At 57.5% G+C, this 16108-nt stretch carries 18 protein-coding genes; 9 read left to right on the top strand and 9 right to left on the bottom strand.

What is annotated here, in order from left to right:
* Nucleotides 1-16 precede the first annotated feature (16 nt).
* Nucleotides 17-1099, top strand: coding sequence for an outer membrane protein assembly factor BamC (gene bamC, locus C5P05_RS17830; protein WP_114971183.1), 1083 nt, complete (start codon nucleotides 17-19; stop codon nucleotides 1097-1099).
* Between the two features lie 125 nt (nucleotides 1100-1224).
* Here bamC and C5P05_RS17825 read toward each other — a convergent pair whose 3' ends face one another.
* The 3 genes from C5P05_RS17825 to C5P05_RS17815 form a co-directional block, all read right to left on the bottom strand.
* Nucleotides 1225-1455, bottom strand: a complete 231-nt coding sequence (locus tag C5P05_RS17825) for a hypothetical protein (protein WP_157979375.1) — start codon at nucleotides 1453-1455, stop codon at nucleotides 1225-1227.
* 189 nt (nucleotides 1456-1644) lie between these two features.
* A complete protein-coding gene (locus tag C5P05_RS17820; protein ID WP_114971181.1) occupies nucleotides 1645-2169 on the bottom strand; it encodes a hypothetical protein in 525 nt (174 codons plus the stop codon).
* On the bottom strand, nucleotides 2159-3304 hold the full coding sequence (locus tag C5P05_RS17815; RefSeq protein ID WP_114971180.1) for a JmjC domain-containing protein: 1146 nt from the start codon (nucleotides 3302-3304) through the stop codon (nucleotides 2159-2161). Before C5P05_RS17815 ends, C5P05_RS17820 begins: the two co-directional genes overlap by 11 nt.
* Nucleotides 3305-3356: 52 nt before the next feature.
* Here C5P05_RS17815 and C5P05_RS17810 point away from each other — a divergent pair, with 52 nt between their 5' ends.
* Nucleotides 3357-3890, top strand: a complete 534-nt coding sequence (locus C5P05_RS17810) for an FKBP-type peptidyl-prolyl cis-trans isomerase (RefSeq protein WP_114971179.1) — start codon at nucleotides 3357-3359, stop codon at nucleotides 3888-3890.
* A gap of 1 nt (nucleotide 3891) precedes the next feature.
* Here C5P05_RS17810 and dut read toward each other — a convergent pair whose 3' ends face one another.
* Both dut and coaBC read right to left on the bottom strand, forming a co-directional pair.
* On the bottom strand, nucleotides 3892-4338 hold the full coding sequence (gene dut, locus C5P05_RS17805) for a dUTP diphosphatase (RefSeq protein WP_114971178.1): 447 nt from the start codon (nucleotides 4336-4338) through the stop codon (nucleotides 3892-3894).
* A complete protein-coding gene (gene coaBC / locus C5P05_RS17800) occupies nucleotides 4335-5564 on the bottom strand; it encodes a bifunctional phosphopantothenoylcysteine decarboxylase/phosphopantothenate--cysteine ligase CoaBC (RefSeq protein ID WP_114971177.1) in 1230 nt (409 codons plus the stop codon). The genes dut and coaBC overlap by 4 nt, the downstream gene beginning before the upstream one ends.
* Before the next feature lie 109 nt (nucleotides 5565-5673).
* Here coaBC and C5P05_RS17795 point away from each other — a divergent pair, with 109 nt between their 5' ends.
* From C5P05_RS17795 to C5P05_RS17775, 5 genes are all read left to right on the top strand, one after another.
* The gene (locus C5P05_RS17795; RefSeq protein WP_114971176.1) at nucleotides 5674-7341 is read left to right on the top strand and encodes a CTP synthase; all 1668 of its coding nucleotides are present in this window, start codon (nucleotides 5674-5676) and stop codon (nucleotides 7339-7341) included.
* Complete coding sequence (kdsA, locus tag C5P05_RS17790; RefSeq protein ID WP_114971175.1) at nucleotides 7341-8195, top strand: 3-deoxy-8-phosphooctulonate synthase; 855 nt, start codon at nucleotides 7341-7343, stop codon at nucleotides 8193-8195. Before C5P05_RS17795 ends, kdsA begins: the two co-directional genes overlap by 1 nt.
* Nucleotides 8196-8285: 90 nt before the next feature.
* Nucleotides 8286-9569: a phosphopyruvate hydratase gene (gene eno, locus C5P05_RS17785; RefSeq protein ID WP_114971174.1), complete on the top strand. Its 1284-nt coding sequence runs from the start codon at nucleotides 8286-8288 to the stop codon at nucleotides 9567-9569.
* An 8-nt stretch (nucleotides 9570-9577) separates the two neighbouring features.
* On the top strand, nucleotides 9578-9853 hold the full coding sequence (locus C5P05_RS17780; protein ID WP_114971173.1) for an FtsB family cell division protein: 276 nt from the start codon (nucleotides 9578-9580) through the stop codon (nucleotides 9851-9853).
* A gap of 36 nt (nucleotides 9854-9889) precedes the next feature.
* Nucleotides 9890-10405 (top strand): AAA family ATPase, encoded by a 516-nt coding sequence (locus tag C5P05_RS17775; protein WP_114971172.1) that lies wholly within the window; start codon nucleotides 9890-9892, stop codon nucleotides 10403-10405.
* A gap of 49 nt (nucleotides 10406-10454) precedes the next feature.
* On the opposite strand, the gene C5P05_RS17770 is transcribed toward C5P05_RS17775, so the two are convergent.
* Together C5P05_RS17770 and C5P05_RS17765 are read right to left on the bottom strand one after the other, a co-directional pair.
* Nucleotides 10455-11444 (bottom strand): Hsp33 family molecular chaperone HslO, encoded by a 990-nt coding sequence (locus C5P05_RS17770; RefSeq protein WP_114971171.1) that lies wholly within the window; start codon nucleotides 11442-11444, stop codon nucleotides 10455-10457.
* A gap of 42 nt (nucleotides 11445-11486) precedes the next feature.
* Nucleotides 11487-12011, bottom strand: a complete 525-nt coding sequence (locus C5P05_RS17765; RefSeq protein ID WP_114971170.1) for a gamma carbonic anhydrase family protein — start codon at nucleotides 12009-12011, stop codon at nucleotides 11487-11489.
* A 52-nt stretch (nucleotides 12012-12063) separates the two neighbouring features.
* Between C5P05_RS17765 and C5P05_RS17760 the strand changes: the two genes are divergently transcribed.
* Nucleotides 12064-12849, top strand: a complete 786-nt coding sequence (locus C5P05_RS17760; protein WP_114971169.1) for a ferritin-like domain-containing protein — start codon at nucleotides 12064-12066, stop codon at nucleotides 12847-12849.
* Between the two features lie 58 nt (nucleotides 12850-12907).
* A complete protein-coding gene (locus C5P05_RS17755; RefSeq protein WP_114971168.1) occupies nucleotides 12908-14164 on the top strand; it encodes an EAL and HDOD domain-containing protein in 1257 nt (418 codons plus the stop codon).
* A 19-nt stretch (nucleotides 14165-14183) separates the two neighbouring features.
* Here C5P05_RS17755 and xerD read toward each other — a convergent pair whose 3' ends face one another.
* Together xerD and C5P05_RS17745 are read right to left on the bottom strand one after the other, a co-directional pair.
* Nucleotides 14184-15098, bottom strand: coding sequence for a site-specific tyrosine recombinase XerD (gene xerD / locus C5P05_RS17750; RefSeq protein WP_114971167.1), 915 nt, complete (start codon nucleotides 15096-15098; stop codon nucleotides 14184-14186).
* Nucleotides 15095-16057, bottom strand: coding sequence for a tripartite tricarboxylate transporter substrate binding protein BugE (locus C5P05_RS17745; protein ID WP_114971166.1), 963 nt, complete (start codon nucleotides 16055-16057; stop codon nucleotides 15095-15097). The genes xerD and C5P05_RS17745 overlap by 4 nt, the downstream gene beginning before the upstream one ends.
* Between the last annotated feature and the right edge of the window lie 51 nt (nucleotides 16058-16108).

Raw genomic sequence — 16108 nt, 5'->3', positions numbered from 1 at the left:
TCTAAGAGATTTTTTTGTGAATCAAATTTCCAAACTTGCGCTACTGGGCCTTTCACTGACGTTGGCTGCGTGCTCGGTTCTTGAAACCGACAAGGTCAATTACAAGAGCGCCGGCAAAGGCCCCACGCTGGACGTCCCGCCCGATCTGACCCAACTGTCTCGCGAATCCCGTTATGCAGTTCCCGGCGCTGCAGTGACCGCATCCAGCTTTCAGATTGGCCAAACGACCGAATCATCCGTACCTACCGCGGTCACGTCTATAGGCGACGTTCGTGTTGAACGTGCTGGGACGCAGCGATGGCTGGTCATCAATCGACCTGCAGACAAGCTGTGGGAACCCGTACGTGACTTCTGGCAGGAAAATGGTTTCCTGCTGGCCATGGACCAAGCCAATCTGGGCATCATGGAGACGGACTGGGCCGAAAATCGCGCAAAAATACCTCAAGACTTCATCCGCAATACGCTGGGCAAAGTGCTTGACTCACTCTATTCGACCGGAGAGCGCGACAAGTTTCGCACCCGTCTGGAACGCAATGCAACCGGTGGGACCGATGTCTTCATCAGTCATCGCGGCATGATCGAGGTGTATGACAGCAGCAAAAAAGAATCGACTGTGTGGCAACCCCGCGCCGCAGACCCGGAACTCGAAGCAGAATTTCTGCGTCGCTTGATGGTCAAACTGGGTGTGAGTCAGGAGCAGTCCAAGGCATTGGTTGCCGCAGGCGCCACCAAGACCAGTTCGCGCGCCACAACGCTCAACGGGCAATCTGTCGTACAAATTGATGAAGGTTTCGATCGCGCATGGCGACGTGTTGGCTTGTCGCTGGATCGCACCGGTTTCACCGTGGAAGATCGGGATCGCAGCAAGGGCATTTATTTCGTCCGCTATGTGGAGCCTGTTGCCGACAAATCCGAGCCAGGCTTCCTGGGAAAACTCTTTGGCGGTTCGAAAGCAGATGCAGCGCCTTTGAAATACCGCATTGCCGTGGTCAGTCAAGGGGAGTCATCAACAGTCTCCGTGCTTAATGCCAGTGGCATGCCAGACACGACCAGCAATGCCCAGAGAATCGTCAACGTTATTGCCGACGATCTGAAGTAGTCAAATCGCAGAATGCTGCGATTCTGAATTACGGACAGTGGTGACTTGCTTATTGCTCCGGCAAAACAACTCACCTTGTCAATTCATCCAGACATTAAAAAAGCCACCTTGCGGTGGCTTTTTTATCAACTGAGTTGAGAAAGCAGAAGCTTACTTCGCTGGTGCGGAAGTAGCAGCATCAGCGGCCTTCTTGGCAGCATCGGCAGCAGCGTCAGTCGCAGCGGAAGCAGGCATAGCGGCTTCAGAGGCAGCAGGTGCGGGTGCAGCAACTTCAGGCGCAGGCGCAGCAGCAGGTGCAGGCACAACGACAGGAGCTTCTTCTTTTTTACCACAAGCAGCCAGAGCAGCGGCAGCAATAACGGCGGCCAAAACGAGCGATTTATTCATTTGAAAATTACCTAATAAGTTAACGAAACAATTTCCGGAAATTGTTAATGCAGAGAAACTGCAATAACTAAGCAAAAATGACTCGAGCTCTTTTTGCTTAGCCTCATATTATAAAGCAAGAAAATTGCTATCCAGCTGCTTGGTGACCACTGGAACAATCACAAACCCAATGTAGACGCGGGAAATCCAGGCGTGCTATTGCGGATTTTCTCGTCAAGAAGTTCCTTGAGCTGCACGCCGCGCTCCGGGTCATATCCACAAACGCCAATACTGCGCTGTGGGTCCAGCCGATGCATGAACCAGGTCCGACTCCAGATGGCGCTGGGAAAGTCAATTGGGGCCGCCACACGACAAACTCTGCAGTCGATAATATGCCCCCATGTTTTTCGCCAGGACACAAAACGGGCATGCTTTCGCATGACCTCGTCGTACCGGGTCGCCAACATGGTCACGCGGCGACCCGTTCTTGACCAGGCATGCAAGGATTCAAGCACTGAGCGCTCGTGCAGAGGCCAGTCCTCGAAACTTGCATCACTCAAAATGATCTCTTGCCACCCGTCACTGGCGGCGCGGTCAAGCGCGGCACGCACCAGTTGCTCAAATGCTTCGCGGCCGGAAAATCGGCCACTGGCCAAGAGTTCAGCTGGCGTATTCGCCGGTATGGCGGGTTTGTCAGAGCCCATGCAACCACCCTGCTTCACCCCATGTTTGCAGCAAAGACCGGGCTCCGGTACTGGTCCGACCCAAGTCCGCTCGACTAAGACAACGCTCATCCGACAAACGCCGCATCAGGGTGGCGTCCCTTCCAGATGCCCTGAAACTCTCCCCGTTAATAAAAATGTGCCTCGCATCGAACATCATTTTCGTGCGGCGATCGAGGCGCACCTGCCCATCTGATTGCATTTGCGGCTGTGCAGCTCCAGGCTCCATGGCGTCGAACCAGACATTGGCTTTGGGCTCGGTCAAATACTCCCCCAGGGCGCGCCCCAATGCGTCTGGATCCTTGAGCGCCCCTTGCAAGGCATCGCGTGCAAACTCGACCATCTGGCTGGGAATTTCCCCGGGCTGACTGACCGCACCCTGCTGCGGATCCCGGTACACGGCGATCCCGACCGCATCTTCCGCATCTTCCGCCAGGCGCTGCAACAGTTCACGGGCCAGTTCCCCCCGGCTGGGCGACCGGAAACCGATTGAATACGTCATGCATTCACCCACGGCAATGCCGTCATGGGCATACAGCAGCGGTAGGTACAGCATATCCCCGGGTTCCAGCACAAACTCCTGCTCGGGCTCAAAGTTGGCGAGGATCTTCAACGGAACATCCGGCTGCAAGGTCTTGTCTTTTTGACGCCCGATTCGCCAGCACCTGCGACCCTGTGCCTGCAGTAAAAAAACGTCATAGCTGTCATAGTGCGGTCCGACGCCGCCCCCATCGGTGGCATAGCTGACCATCAAATCATCCAGTCGCGCATCCGGCACAAAACGAAATTGATTCAATAAATCATGGACAGCATCGTGTTGCAGATCAACTCCCTGCACCAACAGGGTCCAGCCCGGGCGCTTCAGGGCCGGTAAGGCACGGCGCTCAAACGGCCCGTGCTTGAAGCCCCAGCCCGGCGTCTTCCCCGGCTCCTGAATCACCAGCCGCGCCTGCGTGTCCTCATGCGAGGCCAGTTCAAACAGAGCCCCCCGGTCCAGCAAAGGCTTGAAGTTCGTAATGGCTTGGCGCACCAGCAATGGCTTTTTTTGCCAATGCCGCTTCATGAACAATTGGGGGCTCAGGCCGCCCAGCAATGGCAGGGCTTGATTGACATCCATACGAATCTCCAGACACTTTCGGGGTTACTTTTCAAACTGCGACAATTCTCCTATGGAAATCAAACAACAATGCGTGGTCGCTCTGACCTGGACGCTGAAAGACACCTTGGGTGAAGAACTTGACGTGCTGGACGACCCGGTCGAGTTTCTCGTTGGCGGCGAAGATCTCTTTCAGGTCATCGAAGAAGCCCTGCAAGGTCATGAAGTGGGGGCCGAGCTCAACCTGCAAATTGAACCCGAACAAGGTTTCGGCGATTTCAATGACCAGTTGGTGTTCCTGGAAGCACGCAGTCTTTTTCCCGTAGAACTGGAAGAGGGCATGACTTTTGAAGGCGCGTCACTGCCAGCCGGTTGTAACCCGGACGCCCCCAAAGATGCGCTGTACACGGTCACTGAAATCTATCCCGAGCATGTCGTGCTGGACGGAAATCATCCGCTGGCGGGCATCGCTTTGCGGCTAAGCCTGACCATCGAGGCGATTCGGGAAGCCACCGAAGAAGAGATTGGGCGCGGCTCCGCCGGAACCGGTTTTTTCAAGATTCAGCCGCTGCACGCAACGCCCCCGGGCAACGACACCTTGCACTGACTCAGGACTTGCCGGTGGAACCGTAGCCGCCCTCGCCACGCTCACTGACGGGAAACTCGGTCACCACGTTGAACTGCGCCTGCACTACCGGAACAATCACCAGCTGGGCAATGCGCTCCATGGGTTCGATGGTGAAGGCAACATCACTGCGGTTCCAAGCGCTGACCATGAGCTGCCCCTGGTAATCGCTGTCAATCAGCCCCACCAGATTGCCCAGAACTATCCCGTGCTTGTGCCCCAAGCCGGAGCGCGGCAGGATGATGGCCGCGAAACTCGGATCAGCCAGGTGAATAGCGATGCCGGTGGGCACCAGTTGCCAGGCGTTGGGCGGCAAGGTCAGCGGTTCACTCAAACAGGCCCGTAAATCGAGTCCGGCACTGCCGGACGTCGCATACGCCGGCAACTGCTCTGCCATGCGTACGTCCATGATCTTGACATCTAATTTCATACTTTTTGGCCTTTAGCCCTTGTCCTTGTTGCTATTTTTGCTATTAATTTACGAGCAAGCGCGAGTTTGGAGTCGCGCGCCAAATCCTGGGTGCCCAACTCGTCCACCAACAACAATGCGTTGTCATCTTGCCCAAAAGTGGCCGGGCCGATATTGCCCACCAGCAGGGGAACTCCTTTGCGCAAGCGCTTGGCCTGGGCATTGGCGAGCAAATCCTGGCTCTCGGCAGCGAAACCCACGCAATAAAGCGCACCCGACTGGCCACGAGGCGACTGGGCAACAGTGGCCAGGATGTCCGGGTTTTCCACAAAGGTCAGCGCGGGCACCTCACCGGAGCCATCTTTCTTGATTTTCTGCTCCGCCGGGTTCGCCGGGCGCCAATCCGCGACCGCCGCAGTTGCTATAAAAATATGAGCTGACTGCGCACAATCCACGGTGGCTTCTAGCATATTTTGTGCCGACGTCACATTGACACGCGTCACCCCGCGGGGGGTGGTCAGGTGTACGGGTCCAGCGATCAAGGTCACCTCGGCCCCGGCCTCACGGGCCGCCCGCGCAATGGCAAAACCCATTTTCCCGCTGGACAAATTGGTAATCCCGCGCACCGGGTCAATCGCCTCGTAAGTGGGCCCGGCCGTCACCAGCAAGTGTTCGCCTACCAACGTCTTGGGTTGAAAGAACGCGATTACCTCTTCCAGCAACTCCTGGGGCTCCAGCATGCGACCGTCGCCCGTTTCACCGCAGGCCTGATCGCCGGTTCCAACGCCAAAAATCATGGCACCGTCCGATGTCAGCTGCGCCATGTTGCGTTGCGTGGCGGGATGCGCCCACATTTCACGGTTCATGGCGGGCGCGACCAGCAGAGGAACTTTGTCCAGCGGACGCGCCAGACACATCAGGCTCAACAATTCATCGGCCCGCCCATGTACAAGCTTGGCCATGAAGTCGGCACTGCACGGCGCGATCAGAATCGCATCGGCCTCGCGACTCAGGTTGATGTGGGGCATGTTATTGGGCTCGCGCGGATCCCATTGAGAGCTATAGACGGGGCGGTTACTCAAGGCCTGCAGGGTGATTGGCGTGATGAACTGCTCGGCCGCCTCGGTCATGACCACCTGCACGGTTGCGCCCTCCTTGAGCAGTGCGCGGCACAGTTCAGCCGACTTGTAACAGGCAATGCCACCCGTCAGCCCCAGAACAATATGTTTTCCAGCAAGGTCATTCATGGGCCGCAATGTAGCAGACTGTAATGTTGCCGAATGCCCAGCCAAAGCGGCAGGTCAGCCCTCTATAATCTCTCTTTACCACCTCCCCGAGCGTGCAGCTCCCTCTGACATGACCAAATTTGTCTTCGTCACCGGCGGTGTGGTGTCTTCCCTTGGCAAGGGAATCGCCTCAGCCTCCTTAGCAGCGATTCTGGAATCGCGAGGCCTCAAAGTCACTTTAATCAAGCTTGACCCCTACCTCAACGTCGATCCCGGCACCATGTCGCCCTTTCAGCATGGCGAGGTGTTCGTCACCGAAGATGGCGCCGAAACCGATCTCGATCTGGGCCACTATGAGCGCTTTGTGGAAACACGGATGCGCAAGGCCAACAACTTCACCACGGGCCAAATCTACAAAAGCGTGCTGGAGAAGGAACGACGGGGCGACTACCTGGGCAAAACGGTTCAGGTCATCCCCCACGTCACCAACGAAATCCAGGACTTCATCAGACGCGGCGCCCGCTTTGGCGCGCCCGATGCGGTCGATGTCGCCATTGTCGAAATTGGCGGCACCGTGGGTGACATTGAGTCCTTGCCGTTTCTGGAGGCTGTGCGCCAGATGAGCTTGAAGCTCGGGCCCAACAACAGCGCCTTTGTGCATTTGAGCTACGTGCCATGGATCGCAGCGGCCGGCGAACTCAAAACCAAACCCACCCAGCACACGGCCAAACAGTTGCGCGAGATCGGCATTCAGGCCGACGCCCTGATCTGCCGCGCCGACCGGCCCATCCCGGAAGAGGAGCGGCAAAAAATCTCCCTCTTCTCCAACGTGCCCGACTGGGGTGTCATTTCCATGTGGGACGTGGACACCATCTACAAGGTGCCGCGCATGCTGCACGAGCAGGGTCTGGACGGCCTGATATGCGACAAACTGCGACTGAATACGCCACCCGCCAATTTGAAGCGCTGGGACGACCTGGTCTATGAGACCGAGCATCCCAAGGGCGAGGTCACCATTGCCATGGTTGGCAAGTATGTCGACCTGAGCGACAGCTACAAATCCGTTAACGAGGCACTGCGCCACGCCGGCATGAAGAACCATGTGCGCGTAAAAATCGTGCACGTCGACTCGGAAACCATGACCGATGATGTCGTGTCGCGCCTGGCCAAGTACGACGCCATCCTGGTGCCCGGCGGTTTCGGCAAGCGCGGCATCGAGGGCATGATCAATACAGCCCGTTTCGCACGGGAGAACAAGGTGCCGTACCTCGGTATCTGCTTGGGCATGCAGGTGGCCACCATCGAACTCGCGCGCCACGTCGCCAACCTCAAGGACGCCAATAGCACTGAGTTTGAACCCGGCAGCCCCAATCCGATCATCGCGCTGATTGCTGAATGGAAAGACGAAGACGGCACCATCAAGACCCGCGATAAAAATTCCGATCTTGGCGGCACCATGCGCCTGGGTGCGCAGAGTTCTGACGTGGTCAAAGGCACCTTGGCGCACGAGATATACGGCGACGTGGTCACCGAGCGGCACCGTCACCGCTATGAAGCCAATGTGCATTTCCTGGACACCTTGCGCAAGGCCGGGCTTGTTATTTCGGCCCTGACGCAACGTGAACAACTGACCGAAATTGTCGAGCTTCCGCAGACCGTCCACCCCTGGTTCATGGGTGTGCAGTTTCACCCCGAGTTCAAATCGACACCCTGGGATGGGCATCCGCTTTTCAATGCGTTTGTCAAGGCCGCGCTGGACCATCAAACGGCTGGTAAAAGTTTGAAAGCGGTGGCCTGATGAAACTGTGTGGATTTGACATTGGTTTGCAGCAGCGCTTGTTTCTCATCGCCGGCCCCTGCGTGATCGAGTCGGAACAATTGCAAATGGATACCGCGGGCACCTTGAAGGAAATCACGGCCAGCCTGGGCATTCCTTTCATCTTCAAGAGCAGTTTTGACAAGGCCAACCGCTCCAGCGGCGGCACGTTTCGCGGCCCCGGCATCGACAAAGGGCTGGAAATTCTGGCCAAGGTCAAAAGAGAGCTCAATGTGCCCGTTTTGACTGACGTCCATTCGGAAGAGCAGATTGCCCAGGTCGCCTCTGTCGTGGATGTCCTGCAAACCCCAGCGTTCTTGTGCCGCCAGACCGACTTCATCCGTGCCGTGGCCCAGTCGGGCTTGCCGGTCAACATCAAAAAAGGCCAGTTTCTCGCTCCTGGTGACATGAAAAACGTGATCGACAAGGCGCGCGCTGCTGCACGTGAAAAAGGCCTGGTTGAGGACAACTTCATGGCCTGTGAACGTGGCGCCAGTTTTGGCTACAACAACCTGGTGTCCGACATGCGGTCCCTGGCCATCATGCGTGACACCGGCGCCCCGGTGGTGTTCGACGCCACCCACTCGGTTCAGTTGCCGGGCGGCCAAGGCACCAGCAGCGGCGGGCAACGCGAGATGGTGCCGGTGCTGGCCCGCGCCGCAGTGGCGGTTGGTGTCTCGGGCTTGTTCATGGAAACCCACCCCGACCCCGCCCAAGCACTCAGTGACGGACCCAATGCCGTGCCGCTCAAACACATGCGAGCCTTGTTGGAAACACTGGTGGCACTGGATTACGTAACCAAAAAAACTCCTTTCCTGGAGAATGATTTCAGTTGAACCCATGCATCATTGCATTGTCTTTGGGCCAAGGTCCCCTGGATTTGAGTTCTGCAGTTTTTGATTTTGTATTATTTTGAAAGAGAAGACATGAGTGCAATTGTTGATATCGTCGGCCGTGAAATTCTGGATTCCCGGGGCAACCCCACCGTCGAATGTGACGTCCTTCTGGAATCCGGCACCATGGGCCGCGCCGCCGTGCCGTCGGGTGCCTCCACCGGCAGCCGTGAAGCCATTGAACTGCGCGACGGCGACAAAAGCCGTTACCTGGGCAAGGGCGTGCTCAAAGCCGTGGAACACATTAACACCGAGATTTCTGAAGCCGTCCTGGGCCTGGATGCCTCCGAGCAGGCGTTTCTGGACAAGACCCTGATTGATCTGGACGGCACCGAGAACAAGTCACGCCTGGGCGCCAACGCCATGCTGGCAGTCTCGATGGCGGTGGCGCGTGCCGCTGCTGAAGAGTCCGGCCTGCCGCTGTACCGCTATTTTGGCGGCATGGGCTCGATGCAAATGCCCGTGCCCATGATGAATGTTGTAAATGGTGGCGCGCACGCCAACAACAATCTGGACCTGCAGGAGCTCATGATCATCCCGGTTGGCGCGCCCAGCTTTCGTGAAGCGGTCCGCTACGGTGCCGAAGTATTTCATGCACTCAAGAAAATCCTGCACGACAAAGGCATGAGCGTGGCAGTGGGTGACGAAGGCGGCTTTGCCCCCAACGTGACCAGCCATGAAGCAGCCATCCAGCTGATCCTGGAAGCGATCGACAAAGCCGGTTTCGTCGCCGGTGAGCAAATTGCCCTGGGACTGGACTGCGCTGCCAGCGAGTTCTACAAGGATGGCAAGTACCACCTTGCCGGTGAGGGCCTGGTCTTGAGCTCGGAAGAGTGGATCAACATCATGGCCACCTGGGTTGACAAATACCCGATCATCAGCATTGAAGACGGCATGGCCGAAAACGACTGGGACGGATGGAAACTGCTGACCGATCGACTCGGCAAAAAAGTGCAAATCGTCGGCGATGACCTGTTCGTCACCAACACCAAAATCCTGAAAGAGGGCATTGACAAGGGTATTGCCAACTCGATCCTGATCAAGATCAACCAGATTGGTACGCTGACCGAAACTTTTGCTGCCATCGAGATGGCCAAGCGCGCCGGTTACACCGCCGTGATCAGCCACCGCTCGGGCGAGACCGAAGACTCCACTATCGCCGATATCGCCGTGGGTACCAATGCGGGTCAGATCAAGACCGGCAGTCTGAGCCGCTCGGACCGCATGGCCAAGTACAACCAGTTGCTGCGCATCGAAGAAGACTTGGGTGACATCGCCACCTACCCGGGACGCGCAGCCTTTTATAACCTGCACTGAAACGTTTGATGGGCAATCGCGTTGTCCCGGCCGCGCTGATCATACTGCTCGTGATTCTTCACGCACAGCTGTGGTTTGGCCGTGGCAGCGTGCCCGCGGTTGCGCGAATGACCGAACAGCTCAATACACAGAACCAGCAGAATCAACAGGCGCTGCTCGCCAACAATCAACTGGCCGCCGAAGTCCGGGACCTGAAAGAAGGTCTGGAAATGGTTGAAGAAAAAGCCCGCATGGAACTCGGCATGGTCAAGGCCAACGAAATTTACGTGCAGGTGACCAAGTAAGGTGTTGCACGGTCAACACCTGGCCCACCTTCCCCCATGAGAATCGCGATCGTGGGTGCAAAGGGCAGCGGCAAGACCCAGCTCGCATGCGATCTGTCGCGCTGTCTGCATTTGCGCAATGACTTGGCATGCATCATCGCCGACATGGCGCCACTCATGGCAGCCATCTATGCTGACTTGTTACATGGCGACCAAACTCTTTACGAGTCGGCCCTGGCCCATCACAAGACCTACGACCTGACGCTGGTGGCTGGCCTGGACATACCCTGGCGCGGTGACGGACAACACGACGCAGCATCATTGTCACGCGAAGCAGTCGATGCGCAGTTGCGCGCGACACTTGCGCGTGGCCAGATTGCGTACACCGTGGTTTATGGATTGGGCCCCGCCCGGGTGGAGGCGGCGCTTAACGCCATCTCACCATTGCGACACGACCGGGTCCAGCCAGATTCGAGCGCCAGGAGCAATTGGCAATGGTCTTGCGAAAAATGCAGTGATCCGCAATGTGAACATCGAATGTTCACGGGCCTACTCAAAACTGGAAAGACATAAACGGCTTGGTCATGCCGTGCGTTGCCCATTCAAAGAATTGGGTATTGACTTACTGAACCACGGCGCTTGATGGCGGCAGGTCGCCAGTTACCCTGAAGATCTGGGCCACATCAATCGGGTCAAACCGGTATTGCGCACCGCAAAACTCGCATCCCACTTCAATGTCACCGCGCTCGGCGATGATACTTTGAGCCTCCTCCATACCGAGCCCCAGAATCATGCGGCTCACACGATCACGACCGCAGGTGCAAGAAAAACGCGGCGCGGCGTCGCCCACCAACGGTTCAAAGCGTGACAATTTTTCCTCCCAAAACAGCCGTCTGAGAATCGTCTCCACATCCAGCGTCAAAAGCTCTTCACGCTTCAGGCTCGACGCCAGAATGGCAATGCGGTTGTAGTGTTCATTGATGCCAATTTCATCTTCATTGGCCTGGCTCACCAAACTACCCGCCAGGTTACCAGCGCCCTGCAGCGGCAAGCGCTGGATCAGCAAGCCGGCTGCTACTTTATCGTCAGCGGCCAACACCAGCGTCGTGTCAAGCTGTTCGCTTTGAAGCATGTAGTGCTCCAGCACCTCACTCAGCTTCTCCAGTTTTTCATGCTTGTCCCCGAACAATGGAACGACGCCTTGATACGGTTGCTGCCCCGGAAACTTATCCTTCGGGTCCAGCGTGATGGCACATTTCCCCTGGTTGCCGGCGTTCACCAGCATGCTCAGGCTCGCGTCTGGCGTGATCTCCCCAGTGACGGTTGCCGTGGCGCGCAAACCAAAATCAGGCTGAACCTCAGCCACGGCCAGCTTGACCGGGCCATCGCCCAAAATTTGGAGAATCAGCGAACCGTTGAACTTGATGTTCGACTGCATCAGGGTTGCCGCAGCCACCATCTCACCGAGCATGTTTTGCACAGGCAAAGGGTAAACGCCGGCGGCACTGCTGGAGGCACGTCGACGCAGGATCTCAGTCCAGGCACCGGTCAGGCGCACCAACACGCCGCGCACCGGCAGACCATCAAATAAAAACTTGTGAATTTCAGACACGCAATTTTTCCCGCAGATTCATGATTTCAATGATTAAGAGTTTCAGGCAATCTTTTTCAAGCCCACGCGAAATCGGCGTGCGTTCATCACGTAGTGTTGCGCACTCAATCGCAAGCCCTCCAATTGCTCGGGTGTTAGCTGGCGAACGACTTTGGCCGGACTGCCCAGGATCATCGAGCCATCCGGGAATTCCTTGCCTTCGGTCACCAAAGACCCGGCCCCCACCAGGCAGCCCTTGCCAATTTTTGCACCATTGAGCACGACAGCACCGATGCCAATCAGGGAACCATCGCCGATCGAGCAGCCATGCAACATGACCTGATGCCCCACCGTCACGTCGTCACCCAGCGTCAGCGGCATGCCGGTATCAGAATGCAACACGCTGTTGTCCTGAATATTGGTACGGCGCCCAATCCGGATGGTTTCATTGTCGCCCCGGATGACCACGCCGAACCAGACGCTGGCGTCATCCGCCAGCTCCACATTTCCTATCACCTGGGCACTGTCGGCCACCCAGGCCGAGTCTGAAATCCGGGGGGTCGCCCCGTCAAGTTCGTAGATTGCCATGTCGATTCCATTCCTTCAATTTGCCTAGAATTGTAAGGATGGAACACCCAGCATGACGAATCCCCTACGACGACAGGCCCAGCAACTGCTTTTGATTTGTTGCCCCAAAGAAAAAGCAGCCACGGTCCGGCATCTTGCCGCTGACGCATTCAACATCGATACGACGGATGTCATCGGCGATGTTGACGGGATTCCCGGCCGCCCGCAGCGCCCGCTCCTCGTGCATCCCTCCCAATTGAAACACCGGGCGGTTGGTACACCCGAAGGCCGCGCTTCGCTGATTCATGCGCTGACACACATCGAATCCAACGCCATCGATCTGGCGCTGGATGTGATTTGGCATTTTGACGGCATGCCTGAACGCTTTTATCTCGACTGGCTGCGGGTGGCGCGGGAAGAAGCGCTGCACTTCCAGTTGCTGAGTGGCCATCTGAACAGCATCGGCTTTGCCTACGGGGATTTCCCGGCGCACAACGGACTTTGGGAAATGGCCGAGAAGACCCGTGGCGACCTGCTGGCTCGCCTGGCCCTGGTGCCCAGAACGCTGGAGGCCCGAGGCCTGGACGCGTCTCCCGCCATCAAGAATAAACTGATTTCGGTGGGCGACCGCCAAGGTGCGGACATTCTTGACATCATCCTTCGCGATGAAATCGGGCATGTGGCCATCGGCAACCACTGGTACCGCCATCTTTGCACCCTGAAAAGCCTGGACCCCATCAGCACCTATGCCCGCCTGGCGGAGGCCTATGGCGCACCCAAGCTCAAAGGCCCATTCAACCTCGCAGCACGGCGGGCGGCGGGGTTCGATGAAGCAGAGCTCGCCCAACTCGATGCATGAGCCGCCACCGCCATGTCAATGCTCCGTAAAATGAATTCATTCTCATTTCTGGCGCGTCATGTCTAATTCATCTGCAACCGAAAGTGCATCAGCTGCCCTCACCCATGAGGCCACCCCGATTGCGCGTCAAGCCATTCTGGGCGCTGATCGCGCTATTTTCGGCTATGAATTATTTGACCGCTCACTGGCATCCAGCTCACACACGGCGGCAAGCGATGCCGCGTTGCTCTTCAATGTCCTGTCTCACGCCGACACCGAGGTATTGATTGACCGAAAAAACATCTTCATCAATTGCACCCATGAGACCTTGGCCGGCGGGCATCTGGAACTGATTCAACCTGACCGGGTAGTGCTGGAGATACCGCCACTGTCCGGCACTTCAGCGGAAGAGATCGAAGCGCGCATACAGACACTCACAGACATCGCCAGGCGGGGCTTCAGGCTGGCCTTCGATGACACCGTGTTGACCCCGCCCTACGCCAGTTGGCTGCCGCTGGCCTCATTCATCAAACTTGATCTCTCGAAACTCGCACCCGAGGCCATCAGTTCGATCACCCGCCTGGCGCAAAAAAGCTCTTCAGCCCAGCTCATTGCGGAAAAAGTGGAAACCTCCGCCCAACACGAACTGGCAGCAGGCTTGGGGATCAAACTGTTTCAAGGTTACTGGTTTGCAAAGCCGGTGCTCTTCACGGGGCAAACCGTCCGCCCCGCGCAAGCCGCCATCATTCAGCTGATCAATCTGGTGCGCAAGCAGGCCAGCACCATTGAAATTGAAGAGGTTCTCAAACGGGATCCAACGCTGTCATTCAACCTGCTTCGTTTTATCAATTCGTCGGGCTTTGGACTGCGATGCGAAATTACGTCTTTTCGCCATGCGGTGATGATTCTCGGCCTGAAAAAGCTGTTTCGCTGGGCGGCACTTTTATTGACCACCTCGCGCACCAACGGCGTACCGCCCGCGGTCGGCAGCATGGCCGTTGTGCGCGGGCGATTGATGGAACTGCTGGCCGCCGAACTCCTGTCCCCGGACGAATGCGACAACGCCTTTGTCGTCGGGGTCTTTTCTTTGCTCGACACCATGCTGGGCATACCGCTGGAGAAGGCGCTTGAGTCCATTTCCCTGCCTGAAACCGTGGTCAATGCGCTGCTGCATGGCACGGGCATTCTGGCCCCATTTCTGGAATTAACGAAGGCCTGCGAAAGTGCCGACGATGAGGTGTTTGCCAGGACGGCCGAGTCCTTGCAGCTGAGCAACCAACAAGTGAACTGGGCCCATCTGCAAGCCTTGACTTGGGCCGAAACGCTCACCGACTGAAACAACCCGCCCGCCGCCGCTACCCGCGCGGATGATGCTGGGCATGCAAGGTCTTGAGTCGTTCGCGTGCCACATGGGTGTAGATGGTTGTGGTCGAAATGTCGGCATGACCGAGCAACATCTGCACTGCGCGCAAATCCGCACCGTGGTTCAGCAGGTGCGTGGCAAAAGCATGACGCAAGGTATGCGGTGATAACGGTGCCGTGATGCCCGCGCCGCGCGCATATTTTTTCACAATCATCCAGAACATCACGCGGCTCATGGCCGTGCCGGGGTTGACGCCGCGCAAGGTCACAAACAGGTCTTCAGTCTGCTTGCCCGCCAGCAGACCGGGGCGGGATCTGGCCAGGTACTGCGTGAGCCAGACACTGGCGACCTCGCCAAAGGGCACCAGCCGCTCCTTGTTGCCTTTGCCAAATACGCGCAACACGTTTTCCGACAAGCTCACATTGAACACCTTGAGCGTCACCAACTCGCTGACCCGCAGGCCACTGGCATACATCAACTCCAGCATGGTGCGGTCACGCACGCCCAAATCGGTACTGGTGTCAGGCGCGGCCAGCAAGGCCTCGACTTGTGATTCGGTCAAGGTCTTGGGCACCCGCAGCGCCTGCTTGGCAGCCTGCAGCTTGAGCGTCGGATCAGAATCGATCAAATGCTCACGCAAGGCCCAGCGGAAGTACCGCTTGAAAACAGTCAGGCGCCGGTTCGCTGTGGTCGCCTTGGTCGCGTTGTGCTGCGCGGCAAAGTAGCCGTTCAGGTCGTTCTCAACCGTGTCCGTTAACAGCCGCTGGCGGCCCTGGAGCCAGGCTGCATACAGCGTCAAATCGCGCCGGTAAGCCGAGAGGGTGTTTTTGGACAAGCCCTCTTCCAGCCACAAGGCGTCAATGAATGCGTCGATAGACGCATCCCCATGCGGCGCCTCGGTGCTCAATCGAGTTTGAGTTTTGCCGAATCAACCACTTTTTTGTAGACCTCGTACTCGGCCTTGATCTGCGCTGCGAACTGCTCGGGCGTGTTGCCAATGATGAAGGAACCCGTTTCTTCGATCCGTTTTTTCACGGCCGGGTCTTCCAGCGCCTTGCGCACACCAGCGTTGATCTTGTCCACCACATCCTTGGGCATGCCTTTGGGCCCCAAAATTCCGTAGTAAGCCATGCGGTTCACCGGCTCCAGCCCTACCTCCTTGAAGGTCGGCACGTTCGGCAGTTGTGCCAGCCGCTGGGGAGCCGCCACCACAATGGGCACCAGTCGGTTGGACTGGATGAAGGGCAAGGCAGATGGCAGGTTGTCAAACAACATGGGCACCTGGCCAGCCACGGTGTCATTCAAAGCTGGGCCGGCGCCACGGTAGGGAATGTGGGTCACGAACGTGCCACTCAAATTCTTGTACAGCTCCATCTGTAAGTGCCCAATGCCGCCGGTGCCCGACGACGAATAGGAGTATTTGCCCGGGCTCTTCTTCAGTTCGGCAACAAAGCCTTTGTAGTCTTTCGCCGGAAAACTGGGGTGCACGGCAATCACATTGGGGGTGGCCGCAATGTTGATGATGGGCGTGAAGTCAGTCAGCGGGTTGTACGGTGTGCGGGGGTTGATCGCGGGATTGGCCGCCGTGGTGGACACGGTGGCCATGCCCAGCGAGTAGCCATCAGGCGCGGCCTTGGCCGTCTCGTTGGCACCAATAATGCCGCCGCCGCCAGCCTTGTTCTCCACGACCACTGTCTGGCCCAATGCCTTGCCTAGCGCATCCGAGATCGTTCGCGCAATGATGTCGGTGGTGCCACCCGGCGCAAACGGCACCTGCAGCTTGATGATCTTGTTGGGATAGCCCTGCGCCATCACCGAAGTGGCGGCACACAGCAGACTCAAGGCGAAGAGGGAGCGGCGTTGCATGTGATTTTTCTCCTGACAAAGGTTGGTGACAAAAACGTTTGATCCATGGGT

It is taken from the genome of Rhodoferax ferrireducens (assembly GCF_003347515.1).
Classification (GTDB): Bacteria; Pseudomonadota; Gammaproteobacteria; order Burkholderiales; family Burkholderiaceae_C; genus Rhodoferax.
This window is presented reverse-complemented; position numbering and strand designations above follow the sequence as displayed.

Bases quoted from the DNA above. Each gene is read 5' to 3' on its own strand.
- eno (WP_114971174.1), top strand. From the start codon at position 8,286: ATGAGTGCAATTGTTGATATCGTCGGCCGTGAAATTCTGGATTCCCGG.
- C5P05_RS17760 (WP_114971169.1), top strand. From the start codon at position 12,064: ATGACGAATCCCCTACGACGACAGGCCCAGCAACTGCTTTTGATTTGT.
- kdsA (WP_114971175.1), top strand. From the start codon at position 7,341: ATGAAACTGTGTGGATTTGACATTGGTTTGCAGCAGCGCTTGTTTCTC.
- C5P05_RS17820 (WP_114971181.1), bottom strand. From the start codon at position 2,169: ATGGGCTCTGACAAACCCGCCATACCGGCGAATACGCCAGCTGAACTC.
- C5P05_RS17780 (WP_114971173.1), top strand. From the start codon at position 9,578: ATGGGCAATCGCGTTGTCCCGGCCGCGCTGATCATACTGCTCGTGATT.
- coaBC (WP_114971177.1), bottom strand. From the start codon at position 5,564: ATGAATGACCTTGCTGGAAAACATATTGTTCTGGGGCTGACGGGTGGC.
- C5P05_RS17795 (WP_114971176.1), top strand. From the start codon at position 5,674: ATGACCAAATTTGTCTTCGTCACCGGCGGTGTGGTGTCTTCCCTTGGC.
- C5P05_RS17745 (WP_114971166.1), bottom strand. From the start codon at position 16,057: ATGCAACGCCGCTCCCTCTTCGCCTTGAGTCTGCTGTGTGCCGCCACT.
- C5P05_RS17810 (WP_114971179.1), top strand. From the start codon at position 3,357: ATGGAAATCAAACAACAATGCGTGGTCGCTCTGACCTGGACGCTGAAA.
- C5P05_RS17765 (WP_114971170.1), bottom strand. From the start codon at position 12,011: ATGGCAATCTACGAACTTGACGGGGCGACCCCCCGGATTTCAGACTCG.
- C5P05_RS17775 (WP_114971172.1), top strand. From the start codon at position 9,890: ATGAGAATCGCGATCGTGGGTGCAAAGGGCAGCGGCAAGACCCAGCTC.
- C5P05_RS17755 (WP_114971168.1), top strand. From the start codon at position 12,908: ATGTCTAATTCATCTGCAACCGAAAGTGCATCAGCTGCCCTCACCCAT.
- C5P05_RS17815 (WP_114971180.1), bottom strand. From the start codon at position 3,304: ATGGATGTCAATCAAGCCCTGCCATTGCTGGGCGGCCTGAGCCCCCAA.
- dut (WP_114971178.1), bottom strand. From the start codon at position 4,338: ATGAAATTAGATGTCAAGATCATGGACGTACGCATGGCAGAGCAGTTG.